Annotated in this window: 23 protein-coding genes and 1 pseudogene; 9 read left to right on the forward strand and 15 right to left on the reverse strand. The window is 49.6% G+C overall.

Annotated elements, in window-relative coordinates; translation table 11 throughout:
- Positions 1-15: 15 nt before the first annotated feature.
- Positions 16-852, forward strand: coding sequence for a GNAT family N-acetyltransferase (locus tag ON05_RS20510; protein ID WP_010468613.1), 837 nt, complete (start codon positions 16-18; stop codon positions 850-852).
- A gap of 74 nt (positions 853-926) precedes the next feature.
- On the opposite strand, the gene ON05_RS20515 is transcribed toward ON05_RS20510, so the two are convergent.
- Positions 927-1352: a Fur family transcriptional regulator gene (locus ON05_RS20515; protein ID WP_010468615.1), complete on the reverse strand. Its 426-nt coding sequence runs from the start codon at positions 1350-1352 to the stop codon at positions 927-929.
- Between the two features lie 395 nt (positions 1353-1747).
- On the opposite strand from ON05_RS20515, the gene katG reads away from it, so the two are divergent.
- Positions 1748-3946 carry a catalase/peroxidase HPI gene (katG, locus tag ON05_RS20520; RefSeq protein WP_010468617.1) on the forward strand — a complete coding sequence of 733 codons (2199 nt, stop codon included), beginning with the start codon at positions 1748-1750 and terminating at the stop codon, positions 3944-3946.
- A 125-nt stretch (positions 3947-4071) separates the two neighbouring features.
- Here katG and ON05_RS20525 read toward each other — a convergent pair whose 3' ends face one another.
- Complete coding sequence (locus ON05_RS20525; RefSeq protein ID WP_010468619.1) at positions 4072-4935, reverse strand: universal stress protein; 864 nt, start codon at positions 4933-4935, stop codon at positions 4072-4074.
- A 39-nt stretch (positions 4936-4974) separates the two neighbouring features.
- Positions 4975-6393, reverse strand: a complete 1419-nt coding sequence (locus tag ON05_RS20530) for a SulP family inorganic anion transporter (protein WP_039778686.1) — start codon at positions 6391-6393, stop codon at positions 4975-4977.
- 527 nt (positions 6394-6920) lie between these two features.
- Between ON05_RS20530 and ON05_RS20535 the strand changes: the two genes are divergently transcribed.
- Genes ON05_RS20535 through ON05_RS20545 form a run of 3 tightly spaced genes read left to right on the forward strand, consistent with a single transcriptional unit; the run spans position 6921 to position 9174 of the window.
- Positions 6921-7814: a putative selenate ABC transporter substrate-binding protein gene (locus tag ON05_RS20535; RefSeq protein WP_010468623.1), complete on the forward strand. Its 894-nt coding sequence runs from the start codon at positions 6921-6923 to the stop codon at positions 7812-7814.
- Entirely contained in the window at positions 7768-8556 is a 789-nt protein-coding gene (locus ON05_RS20540; RefSeq protein WP_010468625.1) for a phosphonate ABC transporter ATP-binding protein, read from the forward strand. The genes ON05_RS20535 and ON05_RS20540 overlap by 47 nt, the downstream gene beginning before the upstream one ends.
- A 39-nt stretch (positions 8557-8595) precedes the next feature.
- Positions 8596-9174 (forward strand): hypothetical protein, encoded by a 579-nt coding sequence (locus ON05_RS20545; protein WP_010468627.1) that lies wholly within the window; start codon positions 8596-8598, stop codon positions 9172-9174.
- 2 nt (positions 9175-9176) lie between these two features.
- On the opposite strand, the gene ON05_RS20550 is transcribed toward ON05_RS20545, so the two are convergent.
- A complete protein-coding gene (locus ON05_RS20550) occupies positions 9177-10151 on the reverse strand; it encodes a metallophosphoesterase (protein ID WP_010468629.1) in 975 nt (324 codons plus the stop codon).
- A gap of 184 nt (positions 10152-10335) precedes the next feature.
- Here ON05_RS20550 and ON05_RS20555 point away from each other — a divergent pair, with 184 nt between their 5' ends.
- A complete protein-coding gene (locus ON05_RS20555) occupies positions 10336-11097 on the forward strand; it encodes an ATP-binding cassette domain-containing protein (protein ID WP_010468631.1) in 762 nt (253 codons plus the stop codon).
- 13 nt (positions 11098-11110) lie between these two features.
- Here ON05_RS20555 and ON05_RS20560 read toward each other — a convergent pair whose 3' ends face one another.
- The 3 genes from ON05_RS20560 to psaM all read right to left on the reverse strand — a co-directional run bounded on the left by ON05_RS20560 (position 11111) and on the right by psaM (position 13100).
- Positions 11111-11911, reverse strand: coding sequence for a response regulator transcription factor (locus ON05_RS20560; protein ID WP_010468632.1), 801 nt, complete (start codon positions 11909-11911; stop codon positions 11111-11113).
- Positions 11912-12082: 171 nt separating this feature from the next.
- Positions 12083-12469, reverse strand: coding sequence for a hypothetical protein (locus ON05_RS20565; protein ID WP_262562092.1), 387 nt, complete (start codon positions 12467-12469; stop codon positions 12083-12085).
- 535 nt (positions 12470-13004) lie between these two features.
- Entirely contained in the window at positions 13005-13100 is a 96-nt protein-coding gene (psaM, locus tag ON05_RS20570) for a photosystem I reaction center subunit XII (RefSeq protein WP_010468637.1), read from the reverse strand.
- A gap of 311 nt (positions 13101-13411) precedes the next feature.
- Here psaM and ON05_RS20575 point away from each other — a divergent pair, with 311 nt between their 5' ends.
- The gene (locus ON05_RS20575; protein ID WP_262562099.1) at positions 13412-14224 is read left to right on the forward strand and encodes a TerC family protein; all 813 of its coding nucleotides are present in this window, start codon (positions 13412-13414) and stop codon (positions 14222-14224) included.
- Positions 14225-14283: 59 nt separating this feature from the next.
- Here ON05_RS20575 and ON05_RS20580 read toward each other — a convergent pair whose 3' ends face one another.
- The 5 genes from ON05_RS20580 to ON05_RS20600 form a co-directional block, all read right to left on the reverse strand.
- Positions 14284-14856: a hypothetical protein gene (locus ON05_RS20580; protein ID WP_262562101.1), complete on the reverse strand. Its 573-nt coding sequence runs from the start codon at positions 14854-14856 to the stop codon at positions 14284-14286.
- Between the two features lie 74 nt (positions 14857-14930).
- Entirely contained in the window at positions 14931-15653 is a 723-nt protein-coding gene (locus ON05_RS20585; RefSeq protein ID WP_010468642.1) for a Sir2 family NAD-dependent protein deacetylase, read from the reverse strand.
- A 68-nt stretch (positions 15654-15721) separates the two neighbouring features.
- The gene (locus ON05_RS20590) at positions 15722-16096 is read right to left on the reverse strand and encodes a VOC family protein (RefSeq protein WP_010468645.1); all 375 of its coding nucleotides are present in this window, start codon (positions 16094-16096) and stop codon (positions 15722-15724) included.
- Between the two features lie 161 nt (positions 16097-16257).
- Complete coding sequence (locus tag ON05_RS20595) at positions 16258-16458, reverse strand: type II toxin-antitoxin system HicA family toxin (RefSeq protein ID WP_010468647.1); 201 nt, start codon at positions 16456-16458, stop codon at positions 16258-16260.
- Positions 16455-16658, reverse strand: coding sequence for a type II toxin-antitoxin system HicB family antitoxin (locus ON05_RS20600; protein WP_010468649.1), 204 nt, complete (start codon positions 16656-16658; stop codon positions 16455-16457). Before ON05_RS20600 ends, ON05_RS20595 begins: the two co-directional genes overlap by 4 nt.
- A 233-nt stretch (positions 16659-16891) precedes the next feature.
- On the opposite strand from ON05_RS20600, the pseudogene ON05_RS38645 reads away from it, so the two are divergent.
- Positions 16892-18279, forward strand: a pseudogene (locus ON05_RS38645) (ISKra4 family transposase).
- Positions 18280-18460: 181 nt separating this feature from the next.
- Here ON05_RS38645 and ON05_RS20620 read toward each other — a convergent pair.
- Positions 18461-19123 (reverse strand): tetratricopeptide repeat protein, encoded by a 663-nt coding sequence (locus tag ON05_RS20620; RefSeq protein ID WP_010467691.1) that lies wholly within the window; start codon positions 19121-19123, stop codon positions 18461-18463.
- Between the two features lie 383 nt (positions 19124-19506).
- Between ON05_RS20620 and ON05_RS38650 the strand changes: the two genes are divergently transcribed.
- Complete coding sequence (locus ON05_RS38650; RefSeq protein ID WP_396149787.1) at positions 19507-19623, forward strand: hypothetical protein; 117 nt, start codon at positions 19507-19509, stop codon at positions 19621-19623.
- A gap of 148 nt (positions 19624-19771) precedes the next feature.
- Here ON05_RS38650 and ON05_RS20625 read toward each other — a convergent pair whose 3' ends face one another.
- Together ON05_RS20625 and ndk are read right to left on the reverse strand one after the other, a co-directional pair.
- Complete coding sequence (locus ON05_RS20625; protein WP_010467690.1) at positions 19772-20425, reverse strand: DUF6348 family protein; 654 nt, start codon at positions 20423-20425, stop codon at positions 19772-19774.
- A gap of 69 nt (positions 20426-20494) precedes the next feature.
- Positions 20495-20944: a nucleoside-diphosphate kinase gene (gene ndk / locus ON05_RS20630; protein ID WP_010467689.1), complete on the reverse strand. Its 450-nt coding sequence runs from the start codon at positions 20942-20944 to the stop codon at positions 20495-20497.
- Between the last annotated feature and the right edge of the window lie 99 nt (positions 20945-21043).

The following is a 21043-nucleotide window of genomic DNA, read 5'->3' on the forward strand; positions in this document are numbered from 1 at the left end:
TGGCGGCTTGAGGTGATGAAATTAATCCTGTTTGAAGATGCTGTAGCGTTTTGCGATCGCACCCAACCTTACTTACTGCGCTATCCCGCTGAACATAATCTGCTGCTGGGGATTCAAAGTGCTCTGGTGCGGGTGCCAGAAGCGTTTACCACGTCCCCCGATCTATTTTTGGTGGAATCGGCAGGAGAGATTCAGGCCGTGGGGATGCGAACTCCTCCTTACAATTTGGTGCTGTCCAAGGTCCAGAATTTAAGCGCCGTAGAAATCATTGTGGACTATTTTCAGCAGGCTGAGACCGCTCTAGCTGGTATCAATAGTTTTATTCGTGAAGCCCAAGCTTTTTCTCAGGCTTGGCAGTCCCACACGGGACAATCCAGCACCTTAAAGATGCACTTGCGGATTCACCAATTGACCCAAGTCCATCGACCAATGTCGGTTCAAGGCTATTTACGGAAGGCAACGAGACGCGATCGCAAACAGCTGTTGGAATGGTCAGAGGCGTTTTCTTTGGAAACCTTTGGTGCCCTGGAAACGGATATTGAACGCATTCTGGATTTGCAGATCAAACGGCAAGACCTGTATGTGTGGTGCGATCGCAAACAGGTTTCGATGGTGGTAGGACGGGTGTCTCAACCAGGAGGGGGCCGCATTGGCCCGGTCTATACGCCTCCAGACTGTCGGCGACGGGGATATGCGACAGCCTGTGTTGCGGCCGTGAGCCAAATGCTGCTTGATCGCGGTGCCCAGCGTTGCTGTCTGTTTACCGATATTACGAATCCGACGTCCAACCATATCTATCAAACCATTGGGTATGAAGCCGTTTGTGACTGGTATGACTATCGTTTTGCCTAACGAGCTGTTTGAGGGCCTTTAATAGGTTTTTCAATAGGTTAGGTTCTGAATGGCAGTCTGAATGGGTAGGTAACCTATTCATCGGTGTGACAGCATTCGCAATAGCCATGCACGGTGATCTCATAGCTCTTCACCTGTAGCCCTGAACGCAATCCCTGAAAATTGGGTGTCTGGAATTGTTCCCAGGGAATATCTTCCACTTCACCGCAAGACTGACATCGAAAATGGTGGTGGGGGTCAATATTGGCGTCATAACGACAAACGCCTTCTTCCAAGAGCACCTCACGCACCAGCCCCACATCTCTCAGGGCTTGGAGGGTTTTATAGATCGTGGCCTGAGAAGAGGTGGGCGCCTCTTGGTTTAAATCGCTCAAAAGTTGTTCTGCAGTGGGATGATCAGAACGGGCCAGTAAATCTGCATAGACGGCAAAGCGTTGAGGGGTGACTCTTACCCCTTTGGCCTTCAGGGTTTGGATAATACTATCCGCTTGTCGTTGCATGTATACCTCCTCCAATGTGCCAACCTCATACGGTTGGAGACATCTGGTTTTCAGCGACCTTAGTACCTAAACTAGCACTCTAAGATACGAGTCGTCCATTTTTAGAATTCACTCATATAACTAAGTAATTATCCTCATTGTTTTATTCTTAAAACAGAATTATTCTGAGATAAGTTCGGAGATTGTATCGTTACATCTGCAAGAATTTGCAAGCCAATAGAGAGGTCAGTATGGCTAGTATGAAACGCATGCTAATACGGCTTTCAAGCCTCAGAACGGTTTTGAGTCAGGCTTTTGGGGCTGGCAACACCCATCTCTCTGAGGGGGATGCTATTGATTTGCAAGATCTGAAATCCATTCCAACACACCCATCACAACTGACAGGAGAAGAGACTATGAGTAGTGCGTCCAAGTGCCCCTTTTCGGGCGGAGCCTTGAAGTTCACTGCCGGTAGTGGCACCGCCAATCGAGATTGGTGGCCGAATCAGTTAAACCTACAAATCCTCAGGCAGCATTCTCCCAAATCCAATCCAATGGACAAGGCGTTCAACTACGCCGAAGCCTTCAAAAGTCTTGACTTAGCTGCTGTCAAGCAAGATATTTTCGATTTGATGAGAAGCTCTCAGGACTGGTGGCCTGCTGACTATGGTCACTATGGTCCCCTCTTTATCCGCATGGCCTGGCACAGTGCGGGCACCTATCGGATTGGAGATGGTCGTGGAGGTGCAGGGACGGGCAACCAACGGTTTGCCCCGATCAATAGTTGGCCCGATAATGCCAACCTCGACAAAGCCCGCATGTTGCTATGGCCGATCAAGCAAAAATATGGCGCTAAAATCTCTTGGGCTGACCTGATGATCCTGGCGGGTAACTGTGCTTTGGAGTCCATGGGATTCAAGACCTTTGGTTTCGCCGGGGGCCGCGAAGATATTTGGGAACCGGAAGAAGACATCTACTGGGGTGCTGAAACAGAATGGCTGGGCGACCAGCGCTACACCGGAGACCGTGACCTAGAGGCTACCCTAGGCGCAGTTCAGATGGGACTGATCTATGTGAATCCAGAAGGCCCCAATGGTCATCCTGATCCGGTGGCTTCAGGTCGAGATATTCGCGAAACCTTCGGGCGCATGGCCATGAACGATGAGGAGACGGTGGCGTTAACAGCAGGTGGACACACTTTTGGTAAATGCCACGGCGCTGGGGATGATGCTCACGTTGGCCCGGAACCTGAAGGTGCCAGTATTGTAGATCAAGGTCTGGGCTGGAAGAGCAGTTTTGGCACAGGCAAGGGCGTTCATGCGATCACTAGCGGTATTGAAGGGGCCTGGACCACCAATCCCACTCAATGGGACAACAACTATTTTGAAAATTTATTTGGCTATGAGTGGGAGCTAACCAGAAGTCCTGCTGGGGCCAATCAGTGGGTGCCCCAAGGGGGCGCAGGGGCGAATACCGTGCCGGATGCCCACGATCCATCCCGACGCCATGCACCGATTATGACCACCGCCGATATGGCCATGCGGATGGACCCCATCTATAGTCCCATTTCCCGGCGATTCCTCGATAACCCGGACCAGTTTGCAGATGCCTTTGCGAGAGCGTGGTTTAAGTTGACCCACCGAGATATGGGGCCTCGCTCCCGCTATTTGGGGCCGGAGGTGCCGGAGGAAGAGCTGATTTGGCAAGATCCAGTGCCTGCGGTTGATCATGAGCTAATTAATGAGCAGGATATCGCCACCCTGAAGAGCCAAATTCTAGCAACGAATCTAACGGTGTCTCAACTGGTGTCCACTGCCTGGGCCTCGGCTGTAACTTACCGGGACTCGGATAAGCGGGGGGGAGCAAACGGAGCCCGGATTCGTCTAGCCCCCCAGAGAGATTGGGAAGTCAACCAGCCCGCTCAATTGGCCACAGTGCTCCAGACGTTGGAGGCGATTCAAACCACCTTCAACCATTCTCAGATCGGTGGCAAGCGAGTGTCCCTGGCAGATTTGATTGTTCTCGGGGGCTGTGCAGGAGTAGAGCAAGCGGCGAAAAATGCCGGTTGGTATGACATCAAAGTTCCTTTTAAGCCTGGACGCACGGATGCAACACAGGCCCAAACCGATGTGACCTCCTTTGCCGTGCTGGAACCCAGAGCAGATGGGTTCCGCAATTACCTCAAAGGCCTCTATCCTGTTTCTGCAGAAGAACTGTTGGTGGATAAGGCCCAGCTATTGACGCTGACGGCGCCTGAAATGACAGTGCTAGTCGGTGGTCTGCGGGTGTTGAATGCCAATGTGGGACAGGCCCAGCATGGTGTGTTTACTCACCGGCCTGAGAGTCTCACTAATGACTTCTTCTTGAATCTGTTGGATATGAGCGTGACTTGGGCGGCGACGTCGGAGGCTGAAGAGGTGTTTGAAGGACGCGATCGCAAAACCGGTGCCCTCAAGTGGACTGGAACCCGGGTGGATTTGATCTTCGGTTCCAACTCTCAACTGCGAGCCTTAGCAGAAGTCTATGGATGCGAAGACTCTCAACAGCGCTTTGTTCAGGACTTTGTGGCAGCCTGGGATAAAGTAATGAACCTTGATCGCTTTGATCTGGCTTAATCTTGATCGAGCTTTCGTCTTAGGTGAAAGACCCTGATTTTACGGTCCTGTAGGAGAGATTCTTGCAGGACTGTAAAACAACGGGTTGACTAAAACTTTTACAGAGATTGGGGAAGACCTGCACCCTACCGGAACAGAAGCACAGGCACTTGCACACTTCTCAATAGCTGAACTGTGGTACTACCGATCACAAGGTGGCGAATGCGGCGATGACCGTAGGCCCCCATCAGCAACAGACTGATTTGGTGTTGTTCGATATAGTCAGCAATCACCTTTTCAGGGGCTCCTGCAGAGAGGGTGGTCGATACCGTCAGTCCAGCCTGTTGCAGAGTCTCTTCGGCATCGGCTAACTCTTGCGATCGCACTGCATCGGACTCTTTCTTGGCCACCGTCAGCAGATGAACCTCTAGATTCTTAAACCCTGGGGCACTGTCCACTAAGAAATTCAAGACCCGCTTCCCCGTGGGGCTGCCGTCATACGCCACCAGCAGCTTTTCAATCGGCGCAAAAGTTTGTGGGGTCACCAGGCAAGGCTTCGCACTACTACGCACAATCCGATCGACATTAGCTCCTAGGTGACCAGAAGCAAACTCCGCCGCCTCTCCCCGCTTACCCAAGACAATCAGATCAGATTCGGCCTCAAAGTCATGAAAGCAGTCCACGAGGAAACCTGTGGGATTGAGCAGTTCGACATTACTGAGTCCTTCTGCTTTAAGAACTTGCTCTGCATTTTGCAGAATCAACTTTGCCCGTTGTTTGTTGAGTTTGGCTTTTTCATGCTCTAGGGTCACCAACTCGTTTAACAGCTGCTCGGATGCGCCCAGGCCAATACTGCCGCTTAGATTGCCGGTAGAAACGACCTTTTGGCGAATATCGCTGACAAACAGAACCTTCATCTGAGCTTGGAATTGGTGGGCCAACCAGGCCCCATATTTATAAATACTGTCTGCAAAGGCAGATCCATCGGAGCAGAGAAGAATGGTTTTCATACAGGTGATTTCCCTAAAGGATGGCGGGCAGGTGTAGCACTAAGACGGTTCGTTGGAGATCAGTTCCTCATCTGTAGCCAAGCGATTGAGAAGTGTGGAGCTGGCTTCATTCAGACCCACCACATTGACTTCGACCCCTTGACGGCGAAACTTCTGAACAGCCTTATCGAGCATTTCTACTGCCCCTTGGTCCCAGAGGTGAGCATGGGTAAGGTCAATGGTGACCTGCTCGACCAGCTCAGCAAAGTTAAAGGAGGCCATGAATTCATCCCGAGACAGAAAGAAAATCTGCCCAGACACTTTATAGACTCGGTGAGCCCCCTCGTCTAGCATCACCTGATCCACCAATACTAACTGGGCAATCTTGCGGGAGAAAAATACCGTACTCATAACAATGCCTGTGGCTACCCCAAGGGCAAAGTTGCGGGTGAAGATAATCACAAACATTGTCGTCAGCATGACCACGACTTCACTGCGGGGCACCCGAGGAATATTGGTGAAGGAGGACCAGCGGAAGGTACCAATGGATACCATAATCATCACCGCGACCAGGGCAGCCATGGGCATCTGTCTCACCCAGTCCTGCAAGAACAGAATCGCCATCAGTAAAAAGATGCCCGCCGCCAGACTAGACAGCCGACCTCGGCCCCCAGATTGGACGTTAATCACCGACTGACCAATCATGCCGCACCCCGCCATGCCACCAAAGAATGCCGTCACCATATTGGCGATGCCTTGGCCTTTGGCCTCTTGGTTCTTGTCGCTAGGAGTGTCGGTCAAATCGTCCACTAAAGAGGCTGTGAGGAAAGACGCTAACAGCCCGACAATGGCGAGGGTTAGAGAATAGGGCAGGATGATATTGAAAGTCTCAAGATTGAAAGGGACTTGAGGTAAGGCAAAGAGGGGCGGTGTCGTGGGTAGCTCGCCCATATCGCCGACGGTGGGCACGTCTAAACGTAGGGCAATGGCCGCAATGGTCATCACTGCTAAGGCGACCAGGGGCGATGGTACCGCTTTGGTAAAGCGCGGCAGGATATAGATAATCCCCAGAGACAGCACGGTAAGGACATAAACCGTAGGAGGCACGTTGGTGAGCTGGGGCAGCTGTGCCATAAAGATCAAGACAGCGAGGGCATTGATATAGCCGATCATGACCGCTCGGGGCACAAATTTCATTTGGCGACCCAGTTGGAGTATGCCAAAGATGACCTGGAAAATGCCGGTCAAAAAGGTGGCGGCCAGCAGATATTGCAGGCCATGCTCTTTGACTAAATCCACCATTAATAGGGCCATGGCGCCAGTGGCTGCCGAGATTGAGCCGGGTCGTCCGCCCAGAAACGAGGTAATCACGGCAATAATAAAGGAGGCATAGAGCCCGACTTTAGGATCTACCCCAGCAATGATCGAAAAGGCGATCGCTTCCGGTATCAGCGCAAGGCCGACCACGGCCCCGGACAGCAAGTCGGCCTTGGGATTAACCAACCACTCCCGTTTAAGAGCACGCCAGTTGAGATTGAGAGGGGGAATGTTCAAGGGGTCTCCTTAAGCCTGAAAATGTGGATCTGGATGAATGGAAAATAATGTCGGTCAGCCTTGGGGGCAAATGGGTCTCTAGGCTAAATTTTTAAGTGGATCGATGGAAGTGCTGTAGCGGGATGTACCTCAGCCAAGGGATGCTAGTCCTCGCCGATTCCAGTGAGTGGGATTGCAGATGCCTTTGCCGTTATAAACCCGACGAGTGGTTTGCCCATGTTTTGGAGGGTGTTTGCAGGAGAACACCATCACATGTGAGCAAATTTACTTAAGATTTTTTTAATATATGCCTATCTAAAGGCATATTGGTGGCAGTGTCTAGGGGCAATAAGAGACGATGCCACGATTCATCTTGAGACTGTTGGCTAGGTAATTGCAAAGAACCGTATGGCGATTGCCTTCCTGCTGTACCCTTAACAAGTGTTGGTTATTTGCTCTTGGACTTCAGCGATATGAAACGATTTTTACTCCCCAGCTTGTTGGGATTGTTGCTTGTCGCTTGTTCAGCACCAGAAAGTACCCCACCCAAACAACAGCCTTTTGTGGCTGGCGCAATCCCTGACCAAGATCCTGAAAAGCTTCAGCGTCTTTACAGTAAGTTAGCCACTTATTTAGAAGCCGAACTAGAGATTCCGGTGACCTATAAACCCGTCAATAACTATGCGGCTGCGGTCACCGCTTTTCGCGTGGGGGATTTAGATATGGTGTGGTTTGGGGGCCTGACTGGAGTTCAGGCGCGCTTACAGGTTCCCAAGGCCCAGGCCATTGCCCAGCGGGAAATTGACGCCAAGTTTACCAGTGTCTTTATCGCCAATAAAGCGAGTGGGATTGAACCTTTTGAAGCCGTTGAAGGATTAAAAGCACTGAAAGGTCGGACTCTCACCTTTGGTAGTGAATCCTCCACCTCGGGACGGCTGATGCCCCAATACTTTATGCAGGAGGCCGACCTTACCCTTAAAGATCTAAAGGGCAATGTGGGGTTCTCGGGGTCTCACGATACGACGATTAAAGTGGTCGAAGCTGGCACCTATGAAGTAGGAGCCTTAAATTCCCAAGTCTGGAAGGATCGAGTAGCGGAAGGCAAGGTGGATTTAGACAAAGTCCAGGTGATTTGGGAAACGCCGTCTTATTTTGACTATCATTGGGTGATCAATCCCCAGGTAAGCGAACGCTACGGCCCTGAGTTTATTCCTAAAGTTCAGGAGGCCCTACTCAAGCTCGACCCCGCTGTCCAGGAGCAGGCGGAAATTTTAGATCTCTTTGGGGGGAGTTCGTTTATCAAGACCGATAATAGTAACTATGCTCAAATTGAAGCGATTGGCCGCCAAATCGGCAAGATCAAATAGCATTCTGGCTCTCCGTCAGGTCAGTCATCAGTTTGGAACCGTGATGGCCCTGGCGGATGTCAGTTTTGCCATCTATCCTGGCCAAATCGTTGCTTTAATTGGCTCTAGCGGTGCGGGTAAAAGCACCCTTTTACAATTACTCAATGGCACTCTTCAGCCCACAGCAGGTGAAGTATGGGCCATGGGACAGCTTTGGCAGGCCCGATCTGCCCGGCGGATTCAACGCCAAATTGGCACCATTTATCAGCAGCTTCATTTGGTTCCGTCTTTGCGAGTGATCCATAACGTCAATGCGGGACACTTGGGGCGCTGGCCGTTTTGGAAAGCGGCGGCTTCCTTGGTGTGGCCCTTGGAGGTGGAGACGGCCCAAACCGCTCTAGCCCAAGTGGGTATCCCTGATAAGCTCTATGCCCGTACCGATCGTCTCTCTGGCGGCCAGCAGCAGCGAGTGGCCATTGCCAGAGTTTTGGTGCAAGATCCAGCGATTATGCTGGCCGACGAACCGATTGCTAGCCTTGATCCAGAACGCAGCCATGACATTATGCGACTGCTGAGTCGTCTCGTGCGGGAACGGGGCAAGACGTTGGTAGTGAGTTTGCATGGGGTGGAGTATGCGCAGCGGTATTGCGATCGCATCATCGGTCTCAAGCAAGGCCAAGTCCAGTTTGATCTGCCCGCCCAGGACGTTACCCCGGAACAGCTCCATCATCTGTATCAGCTCGACAACCCACCCTCTAGCTAGGTCAGTACAATCAAGATCAGCCCCTCAGTTCTGGTCGTCATGTCATCTCTTTCCTCTCCCGCTGCTCCATCTGTGACAGAATCCGTTTACCGGATTTCGCCGCTGATTCGCTATAGTCTTTGGCTGTTCTACTTTGCCCTCGTTATTCCTTTGCCGATTTTGGCAAACGTAAATCATGTGGGGGTTGTGACTCAAGGTAGCCTCTATATGGGTTTAGGCCTGGGGGTGGTGGCCCTAGCTGCAGCGTTAAGTGAGCAAGTCCATCTTTCAGCCGCAGGTATGGAGATTCGCTATCCCCAATGGGTGCCTGCCTGGTTTCGGCAAGGCTGGGAGTTGGCCTGGACCGAGATCACGGCGATTAAGCCTCGACGAACGGGCCAAGGTGGTCTGGTCTATTACTTGGTGTCTGCCGATGGTTCGGCTCAGCTTCTGCCGATGCGGGTGGCTGGCTTTGGCCAAATGACCCGCACCATTGAAGACCAAACCGGCTTAAAGATGGCAACCGTCAAGCCCCTGGCTCAAGTCTGGATGTACGGTATTTTGCTGGGCTTTAGTGCTTTATTGGCCCTGACCGATGCCTGGATCTTGTGGAATGGCATCAGCCATTTAGGGGGATAGGCTCATACCCCACTTTTTGACGATGAAGGCTTGGCAATAAAGGTCGGCGTAATCACACCCCGGTCAAAAGGCTGACCGTTGACCCCAATTCCATTAATCACAAGCTGATGCTCATAGACCGCAATCGCTGCAAAACCGAGCTGTGAACTGGCAAACGCAGTCCAATCTGACGAGCCTGTGGGTCGTAGTCGGGCTCCTACCCCGCAGGTCAGATAGGTGGTGCCGGCAATGGGCTGGGTGCGCTCATAATGGTGCTCATGGCCATTGATATAGAGCTGAACCTGGTATTTCGCAAACAGGGGCGTTAACTGCTCTCCTAGGCCGGGATATAGTTTGGGGGTCCCCAGTAATGGTCCTAGGCGTGAGGCTAGCTCCCATTTAATACTGTGTAAGCCCGACGCATAAATCGGATGATGCCCCAGAACAATCTTCCAGTTAGCCTCAGATCGGGCCAGCTCAGCTTCCAGCCATCGCAATTGAGCGGGCCAGTGGGGACCTGGATTCGTATCTAGGGCAAAAAACTGAACCGAGTCTCGGGTAAAGGTATAGTAGCGACCCGCCATATGAAAACCGGGGTAGCGAATCTGCCCCTCGCCTCGTTGAGACATGACATCGTGATTGCCCAACACGGCATGAAACGTAATGCCGTGTTGCAGCAAAGGCCCATAGGGTTGCTCGAAAACCTCGCTAATACGCTCCATTTCTCCCCCGTCGTAAACGTTGTCTCCAGCTAGGAGCGCTAACGAGCACGGGTTTTGCTGATGGAATTGGGCCATCGCCTGGGCGACATCATACTGAGCTTGGTCCCCGGTCCCGACATCCCCCACGGCGATAAATTGCCACTGAGGCGTTGGGGTGAGTGAAGCAATGGGGGGCTGAGCCTGTAAAGATTGGGCCAGAATTCGACGGTGGTTTAAGCCCACAGCGACCGTAGACAAACTGGCTAATGTGAGGAATTTTCGACGGTTTAAGGGCATTTTGGCTGGCGATGGAAATGCGTTAATTCGTATAGAGGTGTAACAACCACCATTAAGAATAGTAACTAAACCTGGGGCATTATCAATGTGGTTCAAGATACTGAGCCTGGATTAAAATACGTGGGCGTCATGTCTTGGGGAGCATTGCCCGTCAAAATGGAGAGACTAGATTTGCGAGACAGGCATGCTTGAGTCGGCGGGTGAAGTCCCATCTAAACCTGGACGGTCTCAACTCCAGCTGCAGCAAGTGGATGTTGTGACGGAGTTAGGTAATCAATACCTACTCCAAAATGTTTCAGTGGACATTTTTACTGGTGAACGCATTGGCATCATTGGCGCATCTGGCTCAGGTAAAACGACCCTGTTGCGGCTGCTGAATCGCTTGAGCAGCCCAACGTCCGGGGAGATCCGATTTGAACAACAGTTGTTACCCGATTGGCCGGTCTTGTCTTTGCGGCAGCAACTGATGCTGGTTCCTCAAGAGCCTAAGCTGCTGGGCATGACGGTCCAAGATGCCCTCACCTATCCCTTGCGATTGCAAAACCTGCCAGAACAGGACATTGCAAGTCGCGTGCAAACTTGGCGACAGCGCTTTGGCATTCCCGATGATTGGCTCAACTCTACAGAACTACAGCTCTCGGTGGGACAGCGACAGCTGGTGAGTTTAGCGCGTGCCTGTGGCACAGAACCCAAACTTTGTCTGTTGGATGAACCCACATCGGCGCTGGATCCAGGCACCATCGATCGCGTCATTAAAGCTTTAAAGGCTAGTGGGATGACCTTAGTGATTGCCAGTCATCAATTTGAGTTTTTAAATCAGATGTGCGATCGCATCCTCTGGCTGAACCAAGGCAAACTGATCCTCGATGCTCCTATCCGTGAGATTAACTGGGCAGAGATCAAAGCAGAATTGACTGCTCAAGCGGAGCAGGATGATTGGTACTAAGAGGCGATCTCAATTATCCCGATTGGGCTCTGGACATGGGCATTTGGCTGGTAGTCTTCCCATCTGCCAAAAAACGATTGGAGGGAGGTGAGGTCTGAGATGAATCAGACCTGTAGGATGGATTTGCATCCATCAAATATCCAAGATTGAGTCGATAGCCAACATTCCGGACCGTTTGAATCAGTTGAGGCTGTTGGGGATCTTGTTCGATCTTTTTGCGGAGGGACAAGATATGAGTATCCACCGTGCGAGGATTATCAATACTTTCGGGCCAGGCTCGTTGCAAGAGTTCAACCCGGCTGAGGGCCAGGCCTTCTGCTTGGACTAAGACATACAGCAGGCTAAATTCCTGGGGAGTGAGATCGACTAGCTCGTTATGGTAGTGAACGCGCCGCTGGATCAAATCAATTCGCAAGGCACCAAAGGAAACCTGCGTCGGCAGGCTGAGGCGGCTGCGTCGGCTCAAGGCTGCAATCCGAGCCAAAAACTCTTGCATCCCAAAAGGCTTACCCACATAATCATCTGCACCGGCTTTGAGGCCAGACACGACATCTGCTTCAGTTGTTTGGGCCGACAACATTAAAATCAGGGGATGCTTTTGGCGCTGTAACCATCGACAAAGCTCCTGACCCAGGCCATCGGGTAATTCAGAATCAACGATAACTAGATCCGGCTGATGTTGTTGATAGGCAGCCTGAGCTTGCTTGATACTAGCGCTGAGATGAATGAAATAGCCTACTTGCTGTAGATGCCAACCCAGAAGAGATCGCAAGTGAGGATTAGCCTCAACGATTAGGATGTGGAGTGAGTCCACGGAATTTAGGGTCCTGCATTCTGCTAACCCAACGTTAGCAGATAAATTTTCAGGTTTTGGTAACTGTGGTTACGAATAGGCCCAGTAACGAAATTTTGAACTATAAAAAAGCAGGCCCACTATAGGTTTGACCTGCTTGAATGCTTGAATCGATGAAAGGTAAAAGAGGGGCTAGGGCTGGTCCTTGGTGGGTTTAATCCACACTAGGTTGCGCTTGTTCTTACGAATAAGATGGCCCTGTTCTTCTGACATACGCCGGGAGACTTCTGGCACCATGCTCTGTTCGTGGGAGTGCTTGAGGGCTTCAATATGGGCGGAGGTCCGACTCACTTCCCCTTTGATTTCCTGTAATTTCGCCTCTTGGGTGAGCTGATGAGGCAGCATGTTTCCTAAGGTATAGAGACAGCTTCCAATCAAGAGAACGTTGATCCCCAAGACGGTCGCAGTTTCAGTGGTCCGAGCCACAAACTTAGGACGTCTCCGAGGATGGCGTTTTCTCGCAGACCTCTGCTTCATTTTGCGGGTGGGGCTAGATTTTGGCTGGGATAAAGCACTCATATTTTGTTGGCCTTTATAGGCAGCATGATGAATCGGTCTACACCAATGCCAATCAATTAGCGGTGTTTTTAAAACAGCAAAGACAGAGAACATAACCTAGAACGGTCGTTGGGTTAACGTCTGTCTTCTAAAACAGGGAACACCAAAATCAGAAACCATCTGTTCCCTGGGTAGGGACACATTGGTTTTGCCAGCTCCAAAAATAACGTGATGCACGCAAAATTGGCTCAGTGTGTGGCTAGTGTAGCGAATAAAACGAAAAAATGTAAATCAATTTGATAGAAATCTTTAGTATTTGTGGATTTTTGTGGCCGCAGAATATTTTCCCTTCTGGCAAATTATTGAAATCGATGGCTAGAGAGACTAGAACTCTCTAGTAGGATGCCATTCTCGTCTTTAAAGCTGCAGCCAAAAAAATAGTGCTTTACCTTAGGTAAAGCACTTGAATTCGTATGTTGATTTTGATGACACTGGATCCTTATGGAGCAGCGGCTAAGGCCACCTGCTAAGGATGCCAGAAATGTGGTTCTAATGCTTACTTGGAGAGGGCACTACCAAGATTAAGTGCCAGCAGTGCAGGTAGCAATGCCACAACAAGGGCGATCACAATTTGTAGATCTGATAGTTCCATGAATATCAAACTCCATTATTCCCATTCTTATTAGTTTACAATGTCGGCTACTTCGGGCATCAGGAAAATAGATTGTTACATCACTCAACATTGATCATGGGTTTCCATGGTGAAGGAAGACTCATCTACCGAGGTTTGAACCCCCATAAAGGTCGAATTCAATATAGGCGAAAAACGGGCTTAGGTCTGGATCGCAATGCTTAATATAGTGTGCAGAAAGGTACACTTTAGCGTTACGTTGAATACCATGGAGACTGTGTGATCTGCTACTGAATTCCACACTCCAAACCCAATCCCTCATTGATTGCCAGATGCTAGACCCGTTGTTTGAACTCTCTCCCCAGGTCGGTCTCGACACCGCACTCATTATTTTTAATTTGATTGCTTTAGAGGCTGTACTGTCTGCTGATAATGCGATCGCATTAGCGGCATTGGTCAAAGGACTGGAGGATGAAGAGCTTCAGAGCCGTGCTTTAAATATTGGCTTGTTGGCCGCTTTCGCTATGCGGATGCTGCTAATTTTTACCGCAACCTGGGTGATTCGATTCTGGCAGTTTGAGCTGTTAGGGGCTTGCTACTTACTATGGCTCGCCTTTCAGTATTTCTTCAAAGAAGATGATGAACATCACCATCACGGCCCTAAGTTTGCCTCTCTCTGGCAGGCCATTCCGGTAATTGCTGTTACTGACTTGGCGTTTTCCCTCGATAGCGTGACTACTGCGATTGCCCTATCAGATGAGCGTTGGTTAGTGCTGACAGGCGGTATTTTCGGTATCATCACGCTTCGATTTATGGCCGGGCTATTTATCAAATGGCTAGAAGAGTATATCCATCTCCAGGATGCTGGGTATTTGACGGTGGTATTGGTGGGATTCCGACTCCTGCTGAAGGTTATCAATGATGATTTTGTGCCGCCTCAATGGTCAATGATTTTGGCGATTGCCCTGATCTTTGCCTGGGGATTTTCCAAAAAACGCAATCCCGACGATCCGGAACCTCAAAACCTTGTAGAGCATGATTCTGAGCGAACTGAATTAGCCAACGAAGTGAGTGACTTTATTCAGGAAGTTCGAGATCTATCCCAACCTGATCCGAAGCCTCAAGCTGCGAATGAGCAGATTTAGCTCGATGGCCTGTTGAATTCAACCGATTACAGTTATTGGGCTTTGATGGTCAATCAGCGCTACCCTTGCTGGTGGCGATAATTGACGAGCAGATATCCCAAAATTTGGAGGCCGCCTCCCACTAGACCAACTCCCAGAATAAGGGGCAATGAGCTGGAGAGGGTCAGCCACCAACCATCCGAAATTAAGATATCTTCGTGGCGTTGGCCACTGGGACGATAGGTGATGCGCTTCGGCCACTCCTTGAGCCTGTAGCGATATGGGCCGACAGCAGTCGTTTGCGGTCTAGAGGTCTGGCAAAAACCTGGGAGTGGTTGATCGTCAACCCAGACAAATTTCCCTTGCTGTAGTTTGTAGACCGGTTGTTTGGCATAGGGGGTGACTAAAAGTATTGGATGCTCTCCCCCACCACAAAGCGTCAGCTCTCCCTTAATTGAAGGAGTGACAATGCTGGTTTGAAAGGTGCCGTTGGTATCGAAGATTTGGATACGCCCTAATATCTGAGAGAACACATATAGGTGCTTTGGTGCGTCGGTATTGGGGAGTGCGATCGCAGATGCCCCTATCAACGGAGCAGGCTGAGTGAGCGGTGTTCGCTGAATCAAAATCCCTTGGACGATACAGAACGCCATCAGGCCGATCAACCCCCAGCTACACACCCACATCACCCTTAAAGGCCGGTTTTTCGGTATCCGCTTTGGAATTCTCATGTGAGTAGTGTGGGGAGGATCTCTTCTGCTGCCCCTACAATGACCTCGTGAAAATAAGGATTGTGCTCGGAGGGGGCTTCCAGATTAATCAGGATCGTGCGGGCTCCAACATAATCGGCTGAGCGCACAAAACTAGCGGCAGGCTGCACCGTGCCAGAGGTGCCAATCGCCAAAAATAAATCACAATCTCGGAGGGCCTTTTTGCTTTGCCAGGATGCATCCAGCGGAATGGGCTCCTCGAATAAGACAACATTGGGTAACTGATGAGCATGGCAGACAGGGCACTGAGGGATCTGATCGGCATGGGCGGATTGATCTGCAAAGACGGAGGCATCGCAGGCAAAATTTGAACAGCGGGTTTCTAGGAGCGATCCATGCAGTTCCACAACGTTTGTGCTGCCCGCCCGTTGGTGGAGTCCGTCAATATTTTGGGTGATTAAAGTGAGCTGCTGCGATGGCTTCAAATTTTGTTCGAGATCTGCCAGGGCTTGGTGAGCCGCATTGGGAATTGCCGACGCCACAACTTTACGCATAGCCCCTAGGGTTTGCCAAATAAAACCAGGGTTATTTTGCCCGGCATCGACATTGAGCTGATCAGCCGAAATTTCGTTCCAGATCCCGTTCGGTCCACGAAAAGGACGAATCCCTGAGGCAACAGAAATCCCGGCGCCCGTCAGAATAGCAATGCGTGAGTAGGCCGCTAAATTTAGATCAACCATGGGTTCCTAGATCTTTGGCAATATTCATTTCACTCAGACTGGGGTTCAGAGTCGTTTGCGACCAGATGTTAGGCCTCCGTCTCATGGCAGACCACCTCGATATTATGCCCGTCGGGGTCCAGAATGAATGCCGCATAGTACTGACCACTGTACTGAGGACGCAATCCTGGCGGTCCGTTGTCCTGCCCGCCTGCGCTCAAAGCGGCGTAATAGAACGCGTCGACTTGGTGCCGGTTTTCGGCGACAAATGCTATGTGTAGATGCGCGGGCTTTTCGTCTGTTTGGTACAGGCATAGTGAACTTTTGCCTGTCGGCTGACTCAATTCAGCACCGTTTGGAGGCCAATCGGTGACAACAGTCACTCCAATTGGTTCAAGCGCCTTCAAGTAGAAGGTTTTGCTCACCGCAAAGTCGCGAACGCCGAACTTGATATGGTCAAACACGAGCTACCTCTGTTCTTCTTTGCCTGGAGAGAGATCACATTCTGCCTGGCCTAACGGTTTGTCTCACTGGCGCGAGCAATAACCTAAAATACAAAGCAAATAAGTGAGTATCGAGCGTCCGTGTGCAGGCGTGGGTTAGATATTCTTATAACAGATTCAAGTTAGAGTAAATCCTCCTCAGAGAGTTGAGCGATTTTCATTAAAGCTTTCAAGGTTCCAATTTTTAAATCTCGATTCTTGTGAACTGGGATTGATAGAATTCCATCGATGTCAGCTTTTGCATAAATATAATGACTACCATTTAAAGTCCAGCCTTTTCGCTCCACAATTTTGCAAAATTGTTTACCTGAAACAGATCTCATACAGCAATTTCAACTACTTGATCAGATGATTGAGTCACCTGACGCTCATTAGCAACATCGAGCCAGCCTTCAATAGCATCCTTCAAGTTATTTATCACTTCGTCTTTTGTATCCCCTTCAGTAATACAACCAGGAAGTGCAGGAACTTCTGCCCAATAACCTCCTTCCTCTGCTGAATGGATAACTGCTTTAATTTTCATAAAATCACTGATTTAGCAACATTAACTTCAAATATAGTTAAGGCAATCGAATACACTAAATGTATCTGCATGGTAAAAGGTTTCAGATAAGTGTGATGGCTAACGGCCCCAAATTGAGCGGTGGCCTGAAAAATAAGCCACTTACCCGGGCGTAAGCACAGAATCGGGGATGTATGGCTCAAAGAAAAACGGGTCAAGGACAATAGATCCTGTACCCGAATCAAAAACTTGTCATGAGCCTAACATCGCAATTGCCAACCGTACTAGAGCATCACGAATTTCTAGAACAGGTCGAAGCACTCAAAGAAGCACCCAGCCTGAGTCAGATGGTTTATATCGTTCTGCAAATGGGTTTGTTTTTGGCTCGCTGGCTTCTGGAGGATGAACTCTCACGGCGAGCAAAACAGTATTGGAATGGCCGAGGTGTCCCACTTGCGGAACCCGCTTGCACTCGAAGGGATGGGAATCTCGTCAGATGCAGACACTGGTGGGAAATATTGCCTGAAAGCGACGGGTGGGTCGTTGTCCCCACAGGTGTCCAGGTAGTCTATCCGCTCCTTTGGATCAATCCATTGGGATTACCTCCTATCAGCACAGCAGTGAAGAATTGGTTCGTCTAGGCTGCTTGTTAAGTCTATTTATGCCCTATGAACTGGCCAGTTGGATGCTGAGTCAGTGGAGTGGTTTATCCGTCAGCTCATCAAGCTTGTGGAGTTGGGTGCAAGTCATGGGCAACAAAGCTTATCAGGAGCTAGAGACTCAACTCAAAGCTCAAGCCTCAGGTGACCAGACTCCTTGTGAAGCGATTTCAGAGGTGTTGTCTGCTCTACCTTTGGCCATTGCTGCTGACGGTGTGATGGTGCCCTTTCGCCCCACCCGAAAACCCCCAAGGGAAAAATCCAGTGGCGAGAAGTCAAAGTTGCTATCTTAGCCCGCCTAGGAACACGGGGCACCCGAGCACAAAAGCGTGTCCCCCAACTACTACGTCGAAGACTGGTGGCAGTATTGGGCGATATCGACCAGTTCATCCCCTTACTGCACCTCGAAGCCCGCAAACAAGACTTTGAATCGGCCCCAAGCGTCATCTGGTTGAGTGATGGGGGCGAGGCTTCTGGCGAGTCTACCGCACCTTGTTCTCTCACTGTGCTGTGGCAGTTCTCGATTTTTTCATGCAGCAGGCCATCTTGCACGAGCAACAAAAGCGATGTTTGGGGATGCTCGCTCTGCTCAAGCCCAAGCCTGGTTTCGGCGCTGGCGACACCAATTGCGACATGGGCAACACCTATTAGTATTGCGGTCCTTGACGATGTTGATTCACTCACAATTGTTTACGGGCAAATCTTTTACGACGTTGCTCCAGGTACAGGCTTATTTCCAGCGCTATCTGCGACACATCCAATATCGCCACTTTGAACAACTACAGATACCGCTGGGGTCAGGAATGGTCGAAAGTGCTTGTAAGTGGCTGATTCAACAGCGCTTTAAGGGGGTTGGTATGCGCTGGAGTGAGGATGGTTTCAATCATCTACTCATGCTGCGGCTTGCCTGGGTCAATCAACGGTTTGACTCCCTATTCCCAGGGGTAACCATTCCGAAGTCTAAGGCATCCCCGATCCATTAGCTACGCCCACTTACCCGCGTGTTTCATCCATCCGCTCGAATGCGTAGTTAGACACAGGAAGTGAAGCAACTTGAACTGAAAATATCGTACCGCCTGCGCCAAGATTTTTGGCTACCTTTTGTTGCGATCAAATTTCTAACTGATTGCTGCATCAGAGGCTGATATTCAAAACTCTAGAATCTTAATTGGCATTTTCCTTTCGGTCTATCTGTTCAGCAGTTCGTAAGTCTTGATTAGCTTTCTGGATATTTCCAAGTTTACGATATGCTAATCCCCTTCTAGTATAGTTATCACTAAATCCGGGTTCTAGCGTAATTGCTTTTGTAAAGTCTGAGATCGCTGCTTGCATCTTGTTAGTGCCATATAAAGCCATTGCTCGGCCTCTATAAGCAAATGATTCTTTTGGGTCGAGATCGATAGATCGACTAAAATCTGCAATCGCTTTAGGGTAGTTTTTTATATCAAGATAGATGTATCCTCGATTGCTATAAGCTAGAGCAGAGCTTGGATTAAGGGAAATTAATTTTGTGTAGTCTGCGAGAGCTTTCGGTTGGTCTTTTAAGATAGTGTAAGCATATCCTCGATAGCTATAGGCTATTTCTAAGTTCGGGTCGAGAGATAGTACTTTTGTATAGATTTTGACTACACTCTTATAATCTTTCTCTTTAAAGGCGATATCTGCCTGTCTCATAAGGTCATTTATCGTATCACTCTGAGCAGACAGAATAGTATCTGTATAAGCTAGTTTATCGATAGCAAATCCTGGCTGAATTTGTATCGTAGTAGTAGAAATAAATCCAATCAGACAACATGGAAAAGCGTAGATAAGAAGATGTATTTTCATTATTAAAAGAAATATTGAGGAAACTAGAACTGCTGGTGGGATCTAACTATATTTAGGAGGCAAATTGCCGCCTAACACGAAATAAATTGAAAAATAGTTAATGTCTTAAAGCCAAGCTGTCTATACATTAGCATCTCTAGTTAAAGACCAAACCCTTACGGAAATTTACCGATATGCAAACTTGAATCTGAATGTCTACATATAAGACAGAAAAAACATTTTCAGCAGATCTATCATGCAGTAACGAGGAACGTTAGCAAAATAACCGTATAAGTTTCACTATCGGTTATTAACAGGCACTCTATGCTACCCCGTAAACTCCTTGATGTAATGCGAACCAAGCATTACGCGTACAGCACCGAAAAAAGTGGATCCGACGCTTTATTCTCTTCCACAACAAACGTCATCCTAAAGAAATGACTGAACTCGGAGTTGAAGCCTTTCTGGCTATAAGCGAACAGTTTATGTCTCAACCCAAAATCGAGCCTTCTGTGCCCTGATATTTTTGTACCGATACATTCTCAAACAGCCTCTGGCTGAAACGATGGATGCAGCTTGTGCCAAACGATCACAACATCAGACTTCTTGTAGGATAGACCTCTTACTTGATCTCCAGGATGCTCAGCGGTACAAAACCCAGTTGTCGCATTAGCCTACGGTATGGGGAACCTCTTTTTGCAGGATCAGAAAATTTCTCACACTATAATAGCCGTCGCATTTTTCCCAGGGGATGTCCTTTAGAGCCGCTTCACCCTGGGGCCAGGGCTGGTTATCCATTAAGGCCTCGAAGACTTGCTGGGCGCTGATATGACAATAAAAAGTCCGAAACCAATGCACGTCTGCAGACAGAGGAGACTGCTCAATGGCAGATTCGATGGCGGTAAACGCTGACTTGGGGACGGGCATATCAATGCCTTGGGAAGCCCGTCGCGAAAAGTTACCGATATAAACGGTCCAGGTGCTGCCCGCTAGGGACCAGCGCTTCGTCGTGACTTGCTCTGGATCGTTTTTGCCATAAAAACTCGCTAACAACACGGGAAACGAACCCAGCAAAAAATTTTGTACCCCATCCATAATGGCGTTGTTGCCTTCCCCCAGGCCAGCACAGCGATCAATCAGTAAGCGGCCATCGGGTAGTAAGACCTCGATATCTAGGCATCCTGCTCCTCCTTTCTTTGGGGGATGCCAAATTCCGCGAATGCCTGGGGCTTGACCATAGGGCAACACCCAACCCTCGACCACAGCACAGGGAATATTTTGGGCTTTAAATAAGCGAATTAGAACATCGGCAAGGGTTGCCATGCAAATACCACAATTTTTGAGCTAGACCGAACACTCACCTCTAGAGTCAGAGATGAGTGCCAGGCAGAGTTATTCGTAAATCCAGGAGGTGAGTGTGGGAGACCAATCGACTAATTCTTCCGCCTTAAACCACAGGCTAATTTCTCGCTGGGCCGTTTCGACGGCGTCCGATCCATGAATGATATTGCGGCCAATATCGATACCAAAATCGCCGCGAATGGTTCCTGGCTCAGAGCTGAGAGGATTGGTGGCACCAATAATCTTACGGGCAGCAGCTACAACGCCTTTGCCTTCCCACACCATGGCTACCACAGGGCCAGAGGTAATAAAATCTACCAGGCCACCAAAGAAGGGCTTTTCTTTATGCTCGCCGTAATGTTGTTCCGCTAACTCGCGGCTGACCACCATTAGCTTCAGACCCACCAGCGTAAACCCTTTGGCTTCGTAACGGCTGATAATTTCCCCCACCAGACCTCGCTGGACGCCGTCTGGTTTTACGGCCAAAAATGTTCGTTCCACAGAATTAAGACTCCCTTCAGGGTTTACATCCTTATCTATGCTCAGAAAAGATGCGGCATTTGTAAAGGTAGGGAAACCCTCATTGGGGGATATCGCCTA

Source organism: Acaryochloris sp. CCMEE 5410 (assembly GCF_000238775.2).
Lineage (GTDB): Bacteria > Cyanobacteriota > Cyanobacteriia > Thermosynechococcales > Thermosynechococcaceae > Acaryochloris.